Raw genomic sequence first — 15142 nt, 5'->3', positions numbered from 1 at the left:
CGCACGCCGTTTTTGAAAAAATTAATGAAAATATGTTATTTATTCAAAAAATCAACCCGTTTGATTTTAACCCTTCCTTTAATTAAATTTTTCGCAAAATTAAATTTTGAACTTGCGGAGAAAGAAACTAAATTAATTGAAAAGTTAACTCAAAAAATAAACGGAGGGTAAATGAACATACTTGTAACTGGCGGTGCTGGTTTCATCGGCTCACATGTTGTTGATGCCTATATACAACTTGGTCATAATGTTATAGTTGTTGATAATTTATCCACGGGTTCAATTGAAAACTTGAATCCTAAAGCGAAGTTTTATCAAATTGACATAAGGGACGACAAAGTTGAAGAGGTCTTTAAAGATGAAAAAATTGATATTGTAAATCATCACGCAGCGCAAATGGATGTTAGAAAATCCGTTGAAGATCCGATATACGACGCAGATGTAAATATAATTGGAAGTTTGAAACTTCTACAATTCAGCATTAAATATGGGGTGCAAAAATTTATCTTTGCATCAACTGGAGGAGCAGTTTACGGGGAGCAGGATTATTTCCCCGCTGATGAAGATCATCCGACAAGACCTCTATCTCCATATGGGGTAGCGAAACTGACTGTTGAAAAATATCTTTACTTTTATAAGGAGGTTCATGGATTAAACTATGTTATTTTGCGATATGCAAATATCTACGGACCAAGACAAAATCCACACGGCGAGGCCGGTGTAGTGGCTATTTTTACAAGCAAGATGCTGAAGGGAGAACAACCAATAATAAACGGCGATGGATTGCAAACTCGGGATTATACATATGTTGGTGATGTCGTAAGAGCAAATGTGTTGGCGCTTGATTATGAAAAATCTGATGTTTTCAATATCGGGACAGGTTTAGAGACAGATGTAAATACGCTTTTTTATAAGTTGAAAAGCTTGACAGGCGCAACTTGCGATGAAATTCACGGTCCAGCGAAACCAGGCGAACAAAGAAGAAGCGTTATAAGCTATCAAAAAATTTATAAAGCAATGGGTTGGAAACCAGAAATCTCCCTTGACGAAGGGTTAAAATTAACTGTTGAATTTTTCAAAAATAAATTTCAGACAAAGCAGAGTGATTGATCTAATTCAAAAGGTAATAAATGGAAACTTTAGAGCGATCTCAAAAGCAATATCAATTGTTGAAAATGAATCAGAGTCATCCGAGGAATTATTGAAAGAGATTTATAAATACACAGGCAGAGCTTACAAAATAGGCATAACAGGTCCGCCAGGTGCGGGGAAAAGTTCAATTGTGTTTCAACTTACTAAACTTCTAAGAAATGAAAATGCAAAAGTTGGAATAATTGCGGTTGATCCAACAAGCCCATTTACAGGTGGATCGTTGCTTGGTGATAGAGTAAGAATGAATGAACTTTCGCTTGATGAAGGGGTATTTATAAGAAGTATGGCAAGCAGAGGTAGTTTAGGAGGTTTAAGCAAAAAAGCAATTGAAGCTGGAGATATACTTGATGCAGGAGGATTTGATTATGTAATTTTTGAAACAGTAGGTGTTGGACAATCCGAACTTGATGTCGTTAAGGTAGCTGATACAATAGTGGTTGTTCTCGTTCCAGAATCTGGGGATTCAATTCAAGCAATGAAAGCAGGTCTAATGGAAATAGCCGATATATTTGTATTGAATAAAAGCGACAGAGAAGGCGCAGATATAGCTGTAAATGCAATCAAAAGTGTTTTAAGCCTTAGGATTAAAAAAGATGAATGGGAGGTTGAAATTGTAAAAACAATTGGAAATACAGGCGTCGGAGTTGATGAACTTCTTAATTTGATAAAGAAACACCGCGAATTTTTGCAAAAAACCAGCGAATTTGAAAAAAGGAGAAAAGAAAAACTAAAGCTAAAGGTAAAGGAAATAGTAGAGGAAAAACTTCGTGAGGACTTCTGGACGAAGGATCGCTTGAAGATACTTGAGGAAAAAGTTAACCTTCTTACGAATTCTCATGTAAATCCATTTGAAATAGCGGACGAATTGATAGAACATTTTTATCAGCAAAACGCTTTATAAATATTGAGGAGCCAAAAGCTCCATCAAAAAAATAATTAGGTAAAGAATTATGGATTTTTACTTAACTGAGACCCAAAGGCAAGTTAAACAACTTGCCAAAGAATTTGCGGAAAATGAGATCCTACCGCATATAAAAAAATTTGACGCTACAGGGGAATTTCCAACTGAAATAATGAAAAAGCTCGGTGAAATTGGATTTCTCGGAATTACATTCCCAGAGAAATACGGAGGTGCAGGGCTATCCTATCTTGACTATGTTGTTATAGTTGAGGAAATAAGCAAAGTTGATCCAGCGATAGGATTAAGCGTTGCAGCACATAATGGGCTTTGCACTAATCACATTTTCATGTTCGGTAGCGAAGAACAAAAACAAAAATATCTTCCTGACCTTTGCAGTGGTAGAAAAATAGGTGCTTGGGCTTTGACAGAACCACAAGCTGGGAGTGATGCAGCGAACTTGCTAACGAGTGCTGTCCGCAACGAAAATTATTATGTTTTGAATGGGAATAAAATCTTTACGACGCATGGTGGAGTTGCTGAAATTATTGTCGTAATGGCTGTGACAGATAAAAGCAAAGGTAAAAATGGGATTTCGGCATTTATAGTTGAGAAAAACTATAACGGTATAATTGTCGGGAAAAAAGAAGATAAACTCGGCATGAGGGCAAGCGAAACTTGTTCGTTAAGTTTTGACAATTGCATTGTCCCAATTCAAAATCTAATTGGCAACGAAGGTCAAGGTTATAGACAGGCGATGGAGATCCTTGCTGGTGGCAGGATTGGCATAGCTGCGCTTTCGGTTGGACTCGCACAAAGTGCTCTTGATCTAAGCTTGAAATACGCCAAAGAGAGAAAAGCATTTGGTAAATATATCGCTGAATTTCAGGCGATTCAGTGGAAGCTTGCTGACATGGCTACTCAAATAGAGGCAGCAAGGTTGCTTACATATAAAGCTGCTTACCTTAAAGATGCCGGCAGGGACTATCATCTTTATGCATCAATGGCAAAGTATTTTGCAAGCGAAGTCGCAGTTAAGTGTGCAAATGAAGCAATTCAAATATACGGTGGCTATGGATACATAAAAGAATATCCAGTTGAAAAACTTTACAGAGACGCAAAACTTTTAACCATAGGTGAAGGAACGAGCGAAATTCAAAAAATTATAATTGCAAATAAAATTTTAAGAGACGCTTTCCCGATAGATTAACTTGCAACTGCTACCGAAACCGCAAAAACTTTTGAAGCACCAGAACTAACTAAAGCTTTTGCACATTCATTTATAGTCGCCCCCGTTGTTATGACATCATCAACTATAACAAATTTCTTTCCATTGACAAAATTTTTATGTTTATCGTTAACTACAAAAGCATCCTTAACATTTTCCTTACGCTGGTCAAGATTTAATTTTGTTTGCGTCTCCGTGTTCCTTGCCCTAATTAGCAAATCTTTTTCAACATTTACTTTTATCACCTTGCTTATACCCTTTGAAATCAATTCACTTTGATTATATCCCCTTTCTCTTAATCTAATCTTGTGAAGTGGTACGGGCACTAGTGCATCGGCAGTGCTGAAATTAGGATCATCTTTAATTGCGTTTCCAACGATTTCACCAAGCAGCAATCCAATTGAACTTTTGTTTTGATACTTAAGTTCGTGAATTAAAATCTGAATTGCGCTTTCTTCTTTAAAATGAAAGCAAGCAAAGGCTTTAGATATATATCCATAACTTTCAAATCTTGAAGCAAAAATTTGCATCATATCAAAGGGCTCAACAATTTCAATCTTGGTAAGGCAATCTTTACAAATTATTGCTCGTTTGTTCTCAAGGTGTTGATGGCATATTTCACATTCATAAATAAAAATGAAATCAAGGATTGAATCCAGAAAAAACTTTAAACTGCTTAAAAGCATTTAAACAAAATTTTTTTCTTGTTTTTAAACCTCGTGGATTAAATCACCTATTTTTCTTCTTGGTGTTGGTTCAGGAACTTCATCAGGATACCCGATTGGAAGGATCGCAATTGGTATTAAATTTTTACCGATGGAAATTATTTTTCTGACCTCATCTTCGTCAAAAGCTCCTATCCAAACGCTTCCCAATCCTAAAGCTGTTGCAGAAAGTTGCGCATAAGCACAGGCTATTGTCGCATCTTGTAAAGAGTAAAGTTTCTCGCCCCTACTTCCGTATCTCCATCTTGATCGTGCTGGATTAGCACAAAATACCAAAGCAATAGGAGCTTGAGCAATAAATTCCTGAGACAATGAAGCATCGGCAAGTTGTTTTAATTTGTCTTTGTCCTTTACAACAAAAACTTCATACGCCTGCAAATTTCCAGCGGACGGTGCAGAATTTATCGCTTCATAAATTAATTTGAGTTTATCTTCAGAAATAGGCTCATCTTTGAACTTTCTCACCGATCTTCTTTTTCTCAAAACTTCAAAAAAATCCATAATTTCTTAACCTATTTTTTGTTAATACCAAGGACTTAGTTCTATTCTTCTTAGTCCGAGCCTTTGTGCACTTTGAACTGCGTCTCTATATTCTTGTATAGTAATTCTCCGTGCGATTTCCGGTTTTAAAAAGGCATTAAAGTAAGGTCTATATTGAGCCATTATGTTAACATAGGTATTCTTTGAAATTTCATTTGCTATAAATTCAAAAACCTTTTCAGACCCAGCAATTCCATTTGGTAAAACAAGATGCCTTATGAGCAAACCTTTGACAGCGACTCCATTTACTATCTCCAAATCTCCAACCTGTCTCCACATTTCCTTCACCGCCTCTCGGACAACATCCCAATAATTTGGAACACCTGAATATTTTAACGCATTTGAATTATCTGAATACTTAATGTCAGGCATATAAATATCAACAATTCCTTCAAGCAGTTTCAATGTCTCTACGGATTCATACCCGCCACAATTGTAGACGATCGGTATTTTCAAACCTTTATTAACAGCAATTGAGATAGCTTCCACAATTTGAGGTACATAATGAGTTGGCGTTACAAGATTTATATTGTGACACCCTATCTTTTGAAGATAAAGCATTGCATCAGCAAGCGTAAAGACACTTACAACCTCACCTTGTTTAAATCTGCTTATTTCATAGTTTTGGCAATATATACAGTTCATATTACAACTTGCAAAGAAAATAGTCCCAGATCCATGTGTCCCAACAAGACACGGTTCTTCTCCAAAATGAGGGTGAACTCCAGAAATTATTATTTCACTTCCAACTCTACACTTCCCTTTCCTACCGGCATTTCTGTTAACATGACAATTCCTTGGGCAAAGCGTGCAATCATTCAAAATCTGCTTTAAAATCTCAACCCTTTCTTTTAATATGCCCTTTTTGTTTAATTCAATATAGCTCGGCTCGTGCTTATTAATCATAACATCTCGCATGGCTCCGCAACTTGTTATTTTTTTCTTATAAAAGAATTCAATAAATACCAAACACAGTTAACATAAAGAGCAAAACAACAAAAACTTCATCGCCCAAACTTTGGTTATTTAGATCTCTGCTAAAATGTTTATCAAAATTTATACCACAAAAAAAATTAAAAATTTGAACCAAGATTTCAAATTCAAAACGCTAAATGTTCAAATCTTGCCTATTACGCTGTGTCTAATAATTGCACAATCGCAACTCAAGGTTTTCAAATTTGATTTTTTCGGTTTTTTTATCCAAATTGAATAAAAAAACTAAGTTAGATGAGCGCTCCGGAATACTATCAACCGTTCGGATACAAGGAATATAAACCAAATTACATTCTTCATATTTTTCTTTTTCTTCTAACATTTCTCACCACAACTATAGCTGGGGTTCAATGGCTTTTGAAAGATCCATTTGAGTTAACAAATCTTCATTTCGGCATACCATATTCAATTTCAATTTTATTCATAATTGCCTCGCATGAGCTTGGGCATTATTTTGCTGCGAAAAAACATGGTGTAATGACAACACTCCCCTATTTTATCCCATTTCCGCCGTTTCCATTTGTTTTAAATTTTGGAACGCTTGGAGCCGTGATAAGAATAAAATCGTTTGTTCCAAATAGAAAAGCTTTATTTGACATAGGTGTTGCTGGACCAATCGCTGGTTTCATAGCTACATTAATTGTATTAATCTATGGTTTTGAAACTCTTCCTGACATAGAGTATTTATATCAAATCCATCCCGAATACCGTTTTCTTCCCAGTTTGCCCGAGGGCGATTTAACATTTGGCAATACGCTTCTTTTCTTTCTTTTTAAAGAACTCTTTTCAATTATAAATCCCGACGCTTTTATACCTCCGATGAACGAAATTTATCATTATCCATATCTATGTGCAGGTTGGTTTGGCTTGCTTGTCACAGCAATGAATCTCATTCCAGTAGGTCAACTTGATGGCGGGCATATAATGTTCGCTATGTTCGGTGAAAAACATAAGTTTATAGCTCGCGGATTCTTCTTTGGATTGATTCTCTTTGGGATTGTTGGCATTTTCGAACAAAATTTAGGATGGCCTGGATGGCTCGTATGGGCCTTCATCCTTTATTTCGTTGTTAAAATAGAACATCCCCCTGTTGGGACATTCGGAATGTTGGATAAAAAGCGGATGATAATTGGCTGGATTACAATTATCATATTCATCTTATCAATATCACCGGCGCCTATAAAAATAGGATGATGAACAATGAGAAAACCTTTATACCTTTTAATGACATTGATAATTTTATCTTGCGAGAAGGAAAACCAAAATGTAATTGACATCAATTTCTCAAATCCACCGATTATAAGGTCAATAAAAATTGAACCTGAAGCAATTAATCTTGATACGATAATTGTAGGTTCCGAAATATCTCCCGAAGACACACTTAAAATCAAGATTAAAACAAGAGCCATTGTTATTGATAAAGACGGCCAAAACGATATTTCCAAAACTATTTGTGAAATAATAAATCCATACAGAGGCGTTACTTTAACACGAACAGATCTTGCCCGAATAAATGATTCAACTTTTTACGGAGAGCCTGAGTTCAAAATCAAAAGAAAAGAAGCAGGAATTTACCAAGTAAAAATTTTCTCAATTGATAAATCAAATTTTTCAAGTAACGAAATTCATTTTAGCTTGAACCTTTACCGCGGAAATCGTCCACCAGTTATCTCCGACCTTGTCGCTCCTGATTCTGTTTTACTGCAAACACAAGTTGTTTTGATAAAAATCACACTTAAAGCAACAGATCCAGATGGAAATAACGATATAAAATCCGTTCAATTTAATTCCTATAGACCTGATGGTTCTCCATCATCTGGAAACCCGTTTAGAATGTACGACGATGGAAATGCAAGCGGAGTAAGTGGTGATGAAAGAGCCGGTGATGGGATTTATTCAATTATAGTCCAATTGCCACCTAACACCCAAAAGGGAAGATATAAATTTGAATTCTTCGCAATAGATAGAGCAGGTGCGTTAAGTAATTTTATAACACACTTTATAACGGTTTTATGAAAACGAGAGTTGTTATGCTGATTTTCATCTCTTTTAGTTTTCTGCATTCTCAATTTAAAATCACATATGAATTAAACTCACCTCAAAATTTATCTGACCTTCCACCTGGAAATGTAGTTACAAACATTTGCATATGTGGTGATACTGTTTGGATTGGAACAAGCAAAGGTTTAAGTAGAACCACTGATGGAGGTAAAACTTGGAAAAACTACTACAAAACAGCCGAATTCGGCGAAAGTAGAATTTCGGCAATTGCTTGCAAAGATGGTGTTATATGGGTTGCTCTTGCGAGAACCACTAAAATAGATAACAACTATTTTCCGGAAGGGCTTGGTTTACTTTATTCAACTGATGGTGGACAAACATGGGTGAAAGTGAATCAACCGCTTGATGAGAAAACAGATACACTTGAAATTTACGGATCAAACACAATCAAAGCACTTCCAATAACAACCACGATAAATAACATAATTTACGACATAGCATTAACAAAGGATGCAATTTTTATAGCCTCATTCGCTGGCGGATTGCGAAAATCAACCAATATGGGCAAAACTTGGAAAAGAGTCGTGATCCCACCAGATAATTTAAACAGAATTAAGCCAAATGATATATTAAATTTTGAACTAAACCCCGTTAAAAATTATAATCATCGCGTTTTCTCAGTCATTTCCGTTGACGATTCAATTATTTGGGTTGGTACTGCAGATGGGATAAACAAATCAACGGATGGCGGAAGAAGTTGGGTAAAATTCAATCATCAAAACCAAATTTCACCTATATCTGGGAACTTCGTAGTGGCACTCGGAAACCAAAAGATCAATCAAGGCGGGACAGCAAAAAACATAATTTGGGGCGCAACAATAAATGCGAATGATCCAAAGGAGTACAAAGCCCTGAGTTTTTCCGAAGATGGAGGCGAAACTTGGAAAACTACATTGATAGGTGAATTCGTTCATAATATCGCCTTCAAAGATTCCACAGTATACGCTGTAAGTGATAATGGTCTTTGGAGAACAAAAAACTTCGGTCAAAACTGGGAAAAAGCTGGAAAAATAATTGATTTTTTATCTCGCCAAATGATTTATACTAATGTTTTTTACTCAATTGGAGTACAAAAAGATACGATCTGGGCTGGAAGCTCCGATGGACTTGTAAAATTTGTTGATTCGGAAATTTTCGGTGATAATTGGAAAATTTTTAGAACATACGAAAAAGTTGCTGGGCATGATAAAACATACGCCTACCCAAATCCATTTTCACCCTGGCTTGAGGTTACTAGAATTCATTACAGCGTAGATAAACCACAAAGCAAAGTAACAATTGAAATTTATGACTTCGCAATGAGAAAAATCCGAACCATTATCTCAAACGCTACAAGAGATGGAGTTAAAGAATACGATGAAATATGGGATGGAAAGGACGATTCCGGAAAGATCGTGCCAAACGGAGTGTATTTCTACAGAGTTAAAATAGATGAAAAGGAGTTATATGGTAAAATACTTCTCATTCAATAGAAATCTTTTTACTATCCTGATTGGTTTTGGCTTTACATTTAACTTATTATTTGGACAAAACCCTTCTGTTGCTACTTTTTCAAGATTAGGTTTTGGTTCAAGAGGGATAGCGCTTGGCAATGCGATGAGTTCAGTAACCAAAGGAGAAATAATTGGCTATTATAATCCTGCGATTTTACCATTTTCAAACCAAAAATCAGCCTCACTTACGATTGGTATTTTATCGCTTGATCGTAATCTTGATTTCTTACATTATACACAGTCAGTTTACCCAACCGCTGGGTTTTCCATCTTTATCGTTAGAGCTGGTGTGAAAAATGTTGATTTGAGAGATAAAGACGGTTATCATATTAAGAACATCAATACTAATGAATATCTCATTGGCTTTTCATTTGCGAATAGAATAATTGAAAAATTATCATTAGGGTTATCACTAAAATTTTATTACAATCAATTGTATCAAGAAATTGTAGCACAAACCCTTGGAATTGATTTCGGTCTTTTATATAAACTCAACGATCATATAAACGCTGGTGTTTCCGTGCACGATATAAACGCAAAATATAAATGGGATTCATCCATTCTATACCAAGAAAAAGGGCGCACGATTACTGATAACTTCCCTCTAACTGTAAGATCTGGCGTAAGTTATTTTTATAAAGATCTATTTATCGTCTCAACTGGATACAAAATTAGCGGTTCAGAAGGAAGTTTAAATTTCGGGACGGAATTATATCCTCTTTATTTCACATCCGAGCAATTTAGAGAGAGTATATGTATAAGAGTTGGAGTTGAATATCTTAAAAATCCCGACTTTGCATTTGGTTTTGGGTTGAGCAGAAAAATAAGTAATTTTATTGTGTTGTTTGATTACACATATAAATTTGAACGATATTCACCTTCTGGAATGCAATTTTTAACACTGGGATTAAAATTAAAATGAATAAAGTTCATGAAAAGATTTGCACAGGAATTATTATTCTTGTCCCTCTTTTGTTCTCAAATTTTGCTAAGTGGTGGTAAAACTAGCTTTAAATTTTTAACAATTGGGGTTGACGCTAAAGTTGTTTCACTTGCTGATGCAGGCGTTGCCATATTCCCTGATATAGGAACAATCTATTATAATCCCGCTGGGCTTGCTTATCAAGATAAAAACTCATTTATTTTAACATACCGAAATTGGTTAATTGATGGAGATTTTGTTTATTTTTCAGCTTCAATCCCAACAAAGAATCTAAATTTTGCAATAAGTTTAACATCCCTTAGCATTTCTGATATAGAAATAAGAACGATGCCGGGCGAAATTCAAGGTAAATTTACCTCCCGAGATTTATCTCTTGCTTTTTCAATTTCCCCTAAATGGAGATCAAATTTAAAAACAGGATTGACAATTAAATATATTTTTGAGAAAATCTTTGTTGATGAAATACATTTTTTCGCACTTGACTTGGGAGTTTTATATCCTTTTAAAATTTCGGATTTTAACTTTTACACAGGCGTATCGCTAAAAGATATAGGTTTTAGTTCCAAATATAGAAATTCATCTATAAACCCACCTTCAACTCTATCAATCGGAGCATCGGTATCTTATTCAGTGGCACAAAGTAGCATTGAACCTCTTTTGCTTTTTGAAGGAAAACATAAGTTCTATGACCGAACAAATCTCTTTTCAACAGCTATCGGTTTTAAATTTTTATCAGGTTTTACGATAAACTTGGGTTTCACATCAGGAAATAATATAAACAAAGTTAGATTTGGAACTGGAATTGAAACAAAGAACCTTGCTATTCAATATGCCTTCGCGCCAAATGAATTTAATTTTCCCACTTCGCATACCCTGACAATTAAATTCAATTTTTAGATGAGAAAGAAAGAAATTTTGATTATTTTTCTTGGTAATCCTTCTCATGATTCAAGGAGCTTCAAAATGTTTAAATCACTATCGGAAGCAGGCCACATAGTTAAGATCATTTGCGCTCATCAACCTGGGGAAGCCAAAATTAAAAATCCGCATATATTTTATGTTGACCTAAAGAATCATAAAAGAGCTGTCTTAAAAATTTTATCTTTTTATATCAAAGCTTTTCCAGTAGCAATAAAGTTTAAAGCAGACGTTGTAATAGCATCTGATTTATTTTCGCTACCTTTAGCTTGGATAACTTCAAGAAAATGCCGGGCAAGGCTGATATACGATTCCAGAGAACTCTACTCTTCGCTAGCTTCACATTATAAAAAGCCAATAAAGCAGTTAATAGTGTCATTTATTGAGAGATTTTTTGCTTTAAGAAGCTCTGTATTTCTTACTGTTAATCAATCAATTGCAAAAATTTTATCAAGTAAATTCAATATAGAAAATGTAATTGTTATAAGAAATTTCCCAAGCCGAGAAAGTAAAACAAGGTTTCTAGAAATACCGCACAATTTGGTGAAAGATAGCAGCATACTGCTAACCTACTTTGGACTATTTCATCCCGGTCGTGCCTTAACTATTTATTTTGATCTGTTGGAAAAACTCAGAAGTGAATCCTATGCTGCAAGACTTCTGTTAATAGGGAGGGGCGAGCTTAAAGAAGAAATAGAAAAGTTGATCAAACAACGTGGGATTGCGGAGCATGTCTCTATACTCGGTCCTTATTCTCCCGAGCAATATATTGTGATGCCAAATCTAAAAAGAATCATAGGGTTATGTATAATTGAACCTTTGGGAGCAAGCTATATATACTCACTACCAAACAAAATTTTTGAATATATTCAACATCAAATTCCCTTTGTTGCCAGCGATTTTCCAGAGATAAAGAGCATCGTAGAAAAATATCAAGTTGGCCTTCTGGTAAACCCAAGAGATTTTGACGATATTTTTCTTAAAGTTAAAAAACTTATTGAAAATGAAAGTTTATACGAGAAAATGAAGGAGAACTGCAAAATAGCATTAGATGAGTTAACTTGGGAAAATGAGATTAAAAAACTTCTTGAAGTTGTTATGAAACTTTAACAATTTACTATGCTACTTGCTTACGCTTTTTGTCTCTACATTTTCTCCTGATTTGGATTTAGGCTTTTGTGTTCTGATTTTTTTAATTAATATAACCCCAGCGATGAAAAGAATTATTGAAATTATCTGAGCTTCAGATAAGCCTAAGAGCAGAGGTGGATTTAAGCGAATAAGCTCAATAATAAATCTTTCAATTGACGAAAAAATTAAATATAAACCAAACAATTCTCCGGTGTTTTTAACCTTTTGTCTATACATCCACAAAAAGATGAAAATTACAGCCATCATCAAAAATTCATAAATTGGCGTCGGATGTAGCTTTATGGATAAATCAAACTCAGTAATCACACCAAATCTATCTTCCCCAACGATTTTGATTGATTTTTCCCAATAGTCATATTTTTCAGCAAGTTCAGGATATCGTTCAAAATACTCTCTTAAGGCGTAACTTGGCTTTAATGTACCATTAGCATATACAGTACCCCAGGGCAAATCAGTAGGTATACCATAGTCCCCATCTCCAGAGAGGTGGCATCCAATTCTGCCAACCCCATATCCAAGAGCAAGTGCTGGTGATGCTGCATCCAAAACTTTTAAAACAGGAAGTTTCTTGTGTTTCACATAAATAAATAAAACGACAAAAGCAAATATGAATCCCCCATACCAAGTTAACCCACCTGCTGAAAAGATCATATCAAGAGGTGCTTTTAGAAAATCGTCCAAATTTTCAATCAAATACCAAAACTTCGCTCCGACAATTCCTGAAATTAGAGCAAGCACAACTAATTCATTAGCATAATTTACACTTAACTTTAACCTTTTAAATTCCTTTGACAATAAATAATCTGCAATAAGAAAAGCAACAGCCAACATGAAACCATAACTATATACTGGGATCGGTCCTATCTCAAATAAAATCGGGCGCATTTTAGTGCTCAAACTATATTTAGTTTGATAAAGCTATTTTTCCTTGGCTTGTTTTTTATCTTAATTTCATCGTTGGCAATATGTATGGAGAAAGTGTTTTTTAAGTTTTCCTTTTTAACTATTGTTAAAGTATAAACCCCTTCTGTATACCCATACAATCTGTATTCAAACCTCGCTGGTCCGGGTTTAGATAGTGGAGAACTTGGTATTTTGAAACCGTGAATTTCAAATTTTATTTTATTATTGTTTTCTAAACCAACACGAACATCAAGTTCATAGTTGAAAGCGAGAAAATGTTGAGTTGTTTCAAGCAAAAATTTTAGAAACTTTTCTTTTCTTATTTCATCATACCCTTTTGAAATATAAAGCATGAAATCATATTTGAACTCCGGTTCTATCCTTGGAAGTTTCCTCGGCATATTTTGATAGTATAAATTCTGTAATTTTATTTAATTCAACTTCCACTTGCTTGCCATCTGCCATATTGCGAACCAAAGCTTTACCATTTTCTATTTCAGCGTCTCCTATGATTACAACATATTGAGCTTCTTGCCTGTCTGCTTCTTTCATTTGTGCTTTTAAGCTTCTGTTTAAAAGTTCAACTTCACACGGTATCATGTTTTGTCTTAAAGTAAAAGCTATCTTTAGGGCTACTTTTTGAGCTTCAAATCCTATGCAGGTAACATAAACAAATGGTTTAGAAACTTCATTGAAACTATAATTATTTTTCTCAAGAATCAACATCAATCTTTCAACTCCAAGGGCGAAACCAACCCCAGGAATTTCCGGACCACCAAGGTCTTTGGAAAGAAGATCATATCTTCCGCCACCGGCAATTGCATCTTGAGAGCCGAGATCTAAACTTGTTATTTCAAATGCGGTTTTCGTATAATAATCAAGTCCGCGCACAAGATGTGGTTCGTTTTCATACTTTACACCGAGAAAGTTTAAATAATCTTGTAAGTTTTCAAAATGTTTTCTGCAATTATCACATAGATATTCGTAGATCAATGGAGCATTTTTAGCGATATTTTTATCTCTTTCATCTTTTGAATCAAGAATTCTTAATGGATTTCTTTGAAGGCGTTTCTTACTGTCTTCTGATAGTTCGTTTTGGAATTTCTCAAAATAGCTTTTTAAAACTTCTTTATATGTTGGTCTGCAAACTTGACACCCTACCGAGTTAATTTTCAAGTTGTAATTTTTCACGCCGAAACTTTCAATTATGTGTATTACAAGATAAATTATCTCAGCATCAACTTCGGGATTTGCGCTTCCTATGGCTTCAGCTCCTATTTGGTGAAATTGCCGTAATCTACCGGCTTGAGGTCGCTCTTGCCTAAACATTGGTGAGATATAGTAAACTTTAAAAAGCGGAGTTTGTTTATTTATCTCATATTGAAGATATGCTCTCATCACAGACGCTGTCATTTCAGGTTTCAGCGTCAAGCTCGTCCCACCTTTATCAATAAAAGTATACATCTCCTTGCTAACAATATCTGTAAACTCACCAATTCCTCTCTCAAAAAGCTCAGTTTCCTCAAAAATTGGAGTTCTTATCTCACGATAGTTATAAACCTCAAATATCTTTCTCACTTTTTGTTCAATATGCCACCATTTATATGATTCATCTGGCAGTATATCTTTCGTGCCGCGAACATTTTTAATCTTTTTCTTATCCAAGATACTTTTCTTCCTCTGTTTTGAATAAACTTACAACCTCTTTGGCATCTTTCGCATTAAGCAATTTTTCACGAAAATCGTTATCATTCATTAGTTTTGAAATTCTACTTAAAAGTTTTATATGAGGTCCAACCATATTATCTCTTCCAACCAACAAAAAAATAAGGCGAACAGGTTCTCCATCAAGAGAATCGTAATCAATGGGCTTTTTAGTTATAGCAAAAGCAGCGACAATGTCTGTGACGGCGTCTGTTTTTCCGTGGGGGACCGCAAATCCTTTTCCAACCCCCGTTGTCATTATTTTCTCCCTTTCAAAAACCGCCTCTCTAACTTTATTTACATTTTTAACCTTCTCTGATTTCGCTATTAAATCAACAAGTGCGTTTATTGCGTCTTCTTTTGAAGAAACATCAAGACCAACCACAACGAACTCTTCATTTAAAATCTCGCTTATTTTCACCTTTCATCCTT

The 15142-nt window shown here is 35.0% G+C and carries 16 protein-coding genes; 9 read left to right on the top strand and 7 right to left on the bottom strand.

Translation table 11 applies throughout. The features are described 5' to 3' along the window. Positions 1 to 171 precede the first annotated feature (171 nt). From NZ923_09980 to NZ923_09970, 3 genes are read left to right on the top strand one after another with little or no spacing between them, the layout of a single operon-like run. Entirely contained in the window at positions 172 to 1110 is a 939-nt protein-coding gene (locus NZ923_09980) for an SDR family oxidoreductase (protein MCS7230345.1), read from the top strand. Beyond that, the gene (meaB, locus tag NZ923_09975; GenBank protein MCS7230344.1) at positions 1103 to 2053 is read left to right on the top strand and encodes a methylmalonyl Co-A mutase-associated GTPase MeaB; all 951 of its coding nucleotides are present in this window, start codon (positions 1103 to 1105) and stop codon (positions 2051 to 2053) included. The genes NZ923_09980 and meaB overlap by 8 nt, the downstream gene beginning before the upstream one ends. Before the next feature lie 49 nt (positions 2054 to 2102). Continuing rightward, positions 2103 to 3260, top strand: a complete 1158-nt coding sequence (locus NZ923_09970; protein MCS7230343.1) for an acyl-CoA dehydrogenase — start codon at positions 2103 to 2105, stop codon at positions 3258 to 3260. On the opposite strand, the gene NZ923_09965 is transcribed toward NZ923_09970, so the two are convergent. The 3 genes from NZ923_09965 to NZ923_09955 are packed head-to-tail and all read right to left on the bottom strand — an operon-like array spanning position 3257 to position 5461. Continuing rightward, positions 3257 to 3964: a ComF family protein gene (locus tag NZ923_09965; protein ID MCS7230342.1), complete on the bottom strand. Its 708-nt coding sequence runs from the start codon at positions 3962 to 3964 to the stop codon at positions 3257 to 3259. The genes NZ923_09970 and NZ923_09965 overlap by 4 nt on opposite strands. Before the next feature lie 24 nt (positions 3965 to 3988). Further along, complete coding sequence (locus tag NZ923_09960; GenBank protein ID MCS7230341.1) at positions 3989 to 4504, bottom strand: nitroreductase family protein; 516 nt, start codon at positions 4502 to 4504, stop codon at positions 3989 to 3991. 21 nt (positions 4505 to 4525) lie between these two features. Next, positions 4526 to 5461 carry a radical SAM protein gene (locus tag NZ923_09955; protein ID MCS7230340.1) on the bottom strand — a complete coding sequence of 312 codons (936 nt, stop codon included), beginning with the start codon at positions 5459 to 5461 and terminating at the stop codon, positions 4526 to 4528. Between the two features lie 309 nt (positions 5462 to 5770). Between NZ923_09955 and NZ923_09950 the strand changes: the two genes are divergently transcribed. Genes NZ923_09950 through NZ923_09925 form a run of 6 tightly spaced genes read left to right on the top strand, consistent with a single transcriptional unit; the run spans position 5771 to position 12061 of the window. After that, a complete protein-coding gene (locus tag NZ923_09950; GenBank protein MCS7230339.1) occupies positions 5771 to 6730 on the top strand; it encodes a site-2 protease family protein in 960 nt (319 codons plus the stop codon). A 6-nt stretch (positions 6731 to 6736) separates the two neighbouring features. Then, complete coding sequence (locus NZ923_09945; GenBank protein ID MCS7230338.1) at positions 6737 to 7552, top strand: hypothetical protein; 816 nt, start codon at positions 6737 to 6739, stop codon at positions 7550 to 7552. Continuing rightward, positions 7549 to 9069, top strand: coding sequence for a hypothetical protein (locus tag NZ923_09940; protein ID MCS7230337.1), 1521 nt, complete (start codon positions 7549 to 7551; stop codon positions 9067 to 9069). Before NZ923_09945 ends, NZ923_09940 begins: the two co-directional genes overlap by 4 nt. Beyond that, a complete protein-coding gene (locus tag NZ923_09935) occupies positions 9029 to 10012 on the top strand; it encodes a hypothetical protein (GenBank protein MCS7230336.1) in 984 nt (327 codons plus the stop codon). Before NZ923_09940 ends, NZ923_09935 begins: the two co-directional genes overlap by 41 nt. Positions 10013 to 10051: 39 nt before the next feature. Next, a complete protein-coding gene (locus NZ923_09930; GenBank protein MCS7230335.1) occupies positions 10052 to 10930 on the top strand; it encodes a PorV/PorQ family protein in 879 nt (292 codons plus the stop codon). Continuing rightward, the gene (locus NZ923_09925) at positions 10931 to 12061 is read left to right on the top strand and encodes a glycosyltransferase (GenBank protein ID MCS7230334.1); all 1131 of its coding nucleotides are present in this window, start codon (positions 10931 to 10933) and stop codon (positions 12059 to 12061) included. A gap of 12 nt (positions 12062 to 12073) precedes the next feature. Here the strand turns inward: NZ923_09925 and lgt are convergent, their stop codons facing one another. The 4 genes from lgt to NZ923_09905 are packed head-to-tail and all read right to left on the bottom strand — an operon-like array spanning position 12074 to position 15131. Then, on the bottom strand, positions 12074 to 12988 hold the full coding sequence (lgt, locus tag NZ923_09920) for a prolipoprotein diacylglyceryl transferase (protein ID MCS7230333.1): 915 nt from the start codon (positions 12986 to 12988) through the stop codon (positions 12074 to 12076). Between the two features lie 8 nt (positions 12989 to 12996). Beyond that, positions 12997 to 13407: a hypothetical protein gene (locus NZ923_09915; protein MCS7230332.1), complete on the bottom strand. Its 411-nt coding sequence runs from the start codon at positions 13405 to 13407 to the stop codon at positions 12997 to 12999. Beyond that, the gene (gene hisS, locus NZ923_09910) at positions 13364 to 14671 is read right to left on the bottom strand and encodes a histidine--tRNA ligase (GenBank protein ID MCS7230331.1); all 1308 of its coding nucleotides are present in this window, start codon (positions 14669 to 14671) and stop codon (positions 13364 to 13366) included. Before hisS ends, NZ923_09915 begins: the two co-directional genes overlap by 44 nt. Continuing rightward, entirely contained in the window at positions 14664 to 15131 is a 468-nt protein-coding gene (locus NZ923_09905; GenBank protein ID MCS7230330.1) for a PTS sugar transporter subunit IIA, read from the bottom strand. The genes hisS and NZ923_09905 overlap by 8 nt, the downstream gene beginning before the upstream one ends. Between the last annotated feature and the right edge of the window lie 11 nt (positions 15132 to 15142).

This window comes from Candidatus Kryptonium sp., assembly GCA_025060635.1.
GTDB lineage: Bacteria > Bacteroidota > Ignavibacteria > Kryptoniales > Kryptoniaceae > Kryptonium.
The sequence above is the reverse complement of the archived record's forward strand: the minus strand, read 5'-3'. Positions and strand labels throughout refer to the sequence as shown.

What these genes read in the sequence shown, in the direction of transcription:
- NZ923_09980 (MCS7230345.1), top strand. Translation starts at nt 172, where the DNA reads ATGAACATACTTGTAACTGGCGGTGCTGGTTTCATCGGCTCACATGTT.
- NZ923_09970 (MCS7230343.1), top strand. Translation starts at nt 2,103, where the DNA reads ATGGATTTTTACTTAACTGAGACCCAAAGGCAAGTTAAACAACTTGCC.
- NZ923_09965 (MCS7230342.1), bottom strand. Translation starts at nt 3,964, where the DNA reads ATGCTTTTAAGCAGTTTAAAGTTTTTTCTGGATTCAATCCTTGATTTC.
- NZ923_09960 (MCS7230341.1), bottom strand. Translation starts at nt 4,504, where the DNA reads ATGGATTTTTTTGAAGTTTTGAGAAAAAGAAGATCGGTGAGAAAGTTC.
- NZ923_09955 (MCS7230340.1), bottom strand. Translation starts at nt 5,461, where the DNA reads ATGCGAGATGTTATGATTAATAAGCACGAGCCGAGCTATATTGAATTA.
- NZ923_09950 (MCS7230339.1), top strand. Translation starts at nt 5,771, where the DNA reads ATGAGCGCTCCGGAATACTATCAACCGTTCGGATACAAGGAATATAAA.
- NZ923_09945 (MCS7230338.1), top strand. Translation starts at nt 6,737, where the DNA reads ATGAGAAAACCTTTATACCTTTTAATGACATTGATAATTTTATCTTGC.
- NZ923_09940 (MCS7230337.1), top strand. Translation starts at nt 7,549, where the DNA reads ATGAAAACGAGAGTTGTTATGCTGATTTTCATCTCTTTTAGTTTTCTG.
- NZ923_09935 (MCS7230336.1), top strand. Translation starts at nt 9,029, where the DNA reads ATGAAAAGGAGTTATATGGTAAAATACTTCTCATTCAATAGAAATCTT.
- NZ923_09925 (MCS7230334.1), top strand. Translation starts at nt 10,931, where the DNA reads ATGAGAAAGAAAGAAATTTTGATTATTTTTCTTGGTAATCCTTCTCAT.
- lgt (MCS7230333.1), bottom strand. Translation starts at nt 12,988, where the DNA reads ATGCGCCCGATTTTATTTGAGATAGGACCGATCCCAGTATATAGTTAT.
- NZ923_09915 (MCS7230332.1), bottom strand. Translation starts at nt 13,407, where the DNA reads ATGCCGAGGAAACTTCCAAGGATAGAACCGGAGTTCAAATATGATTTC.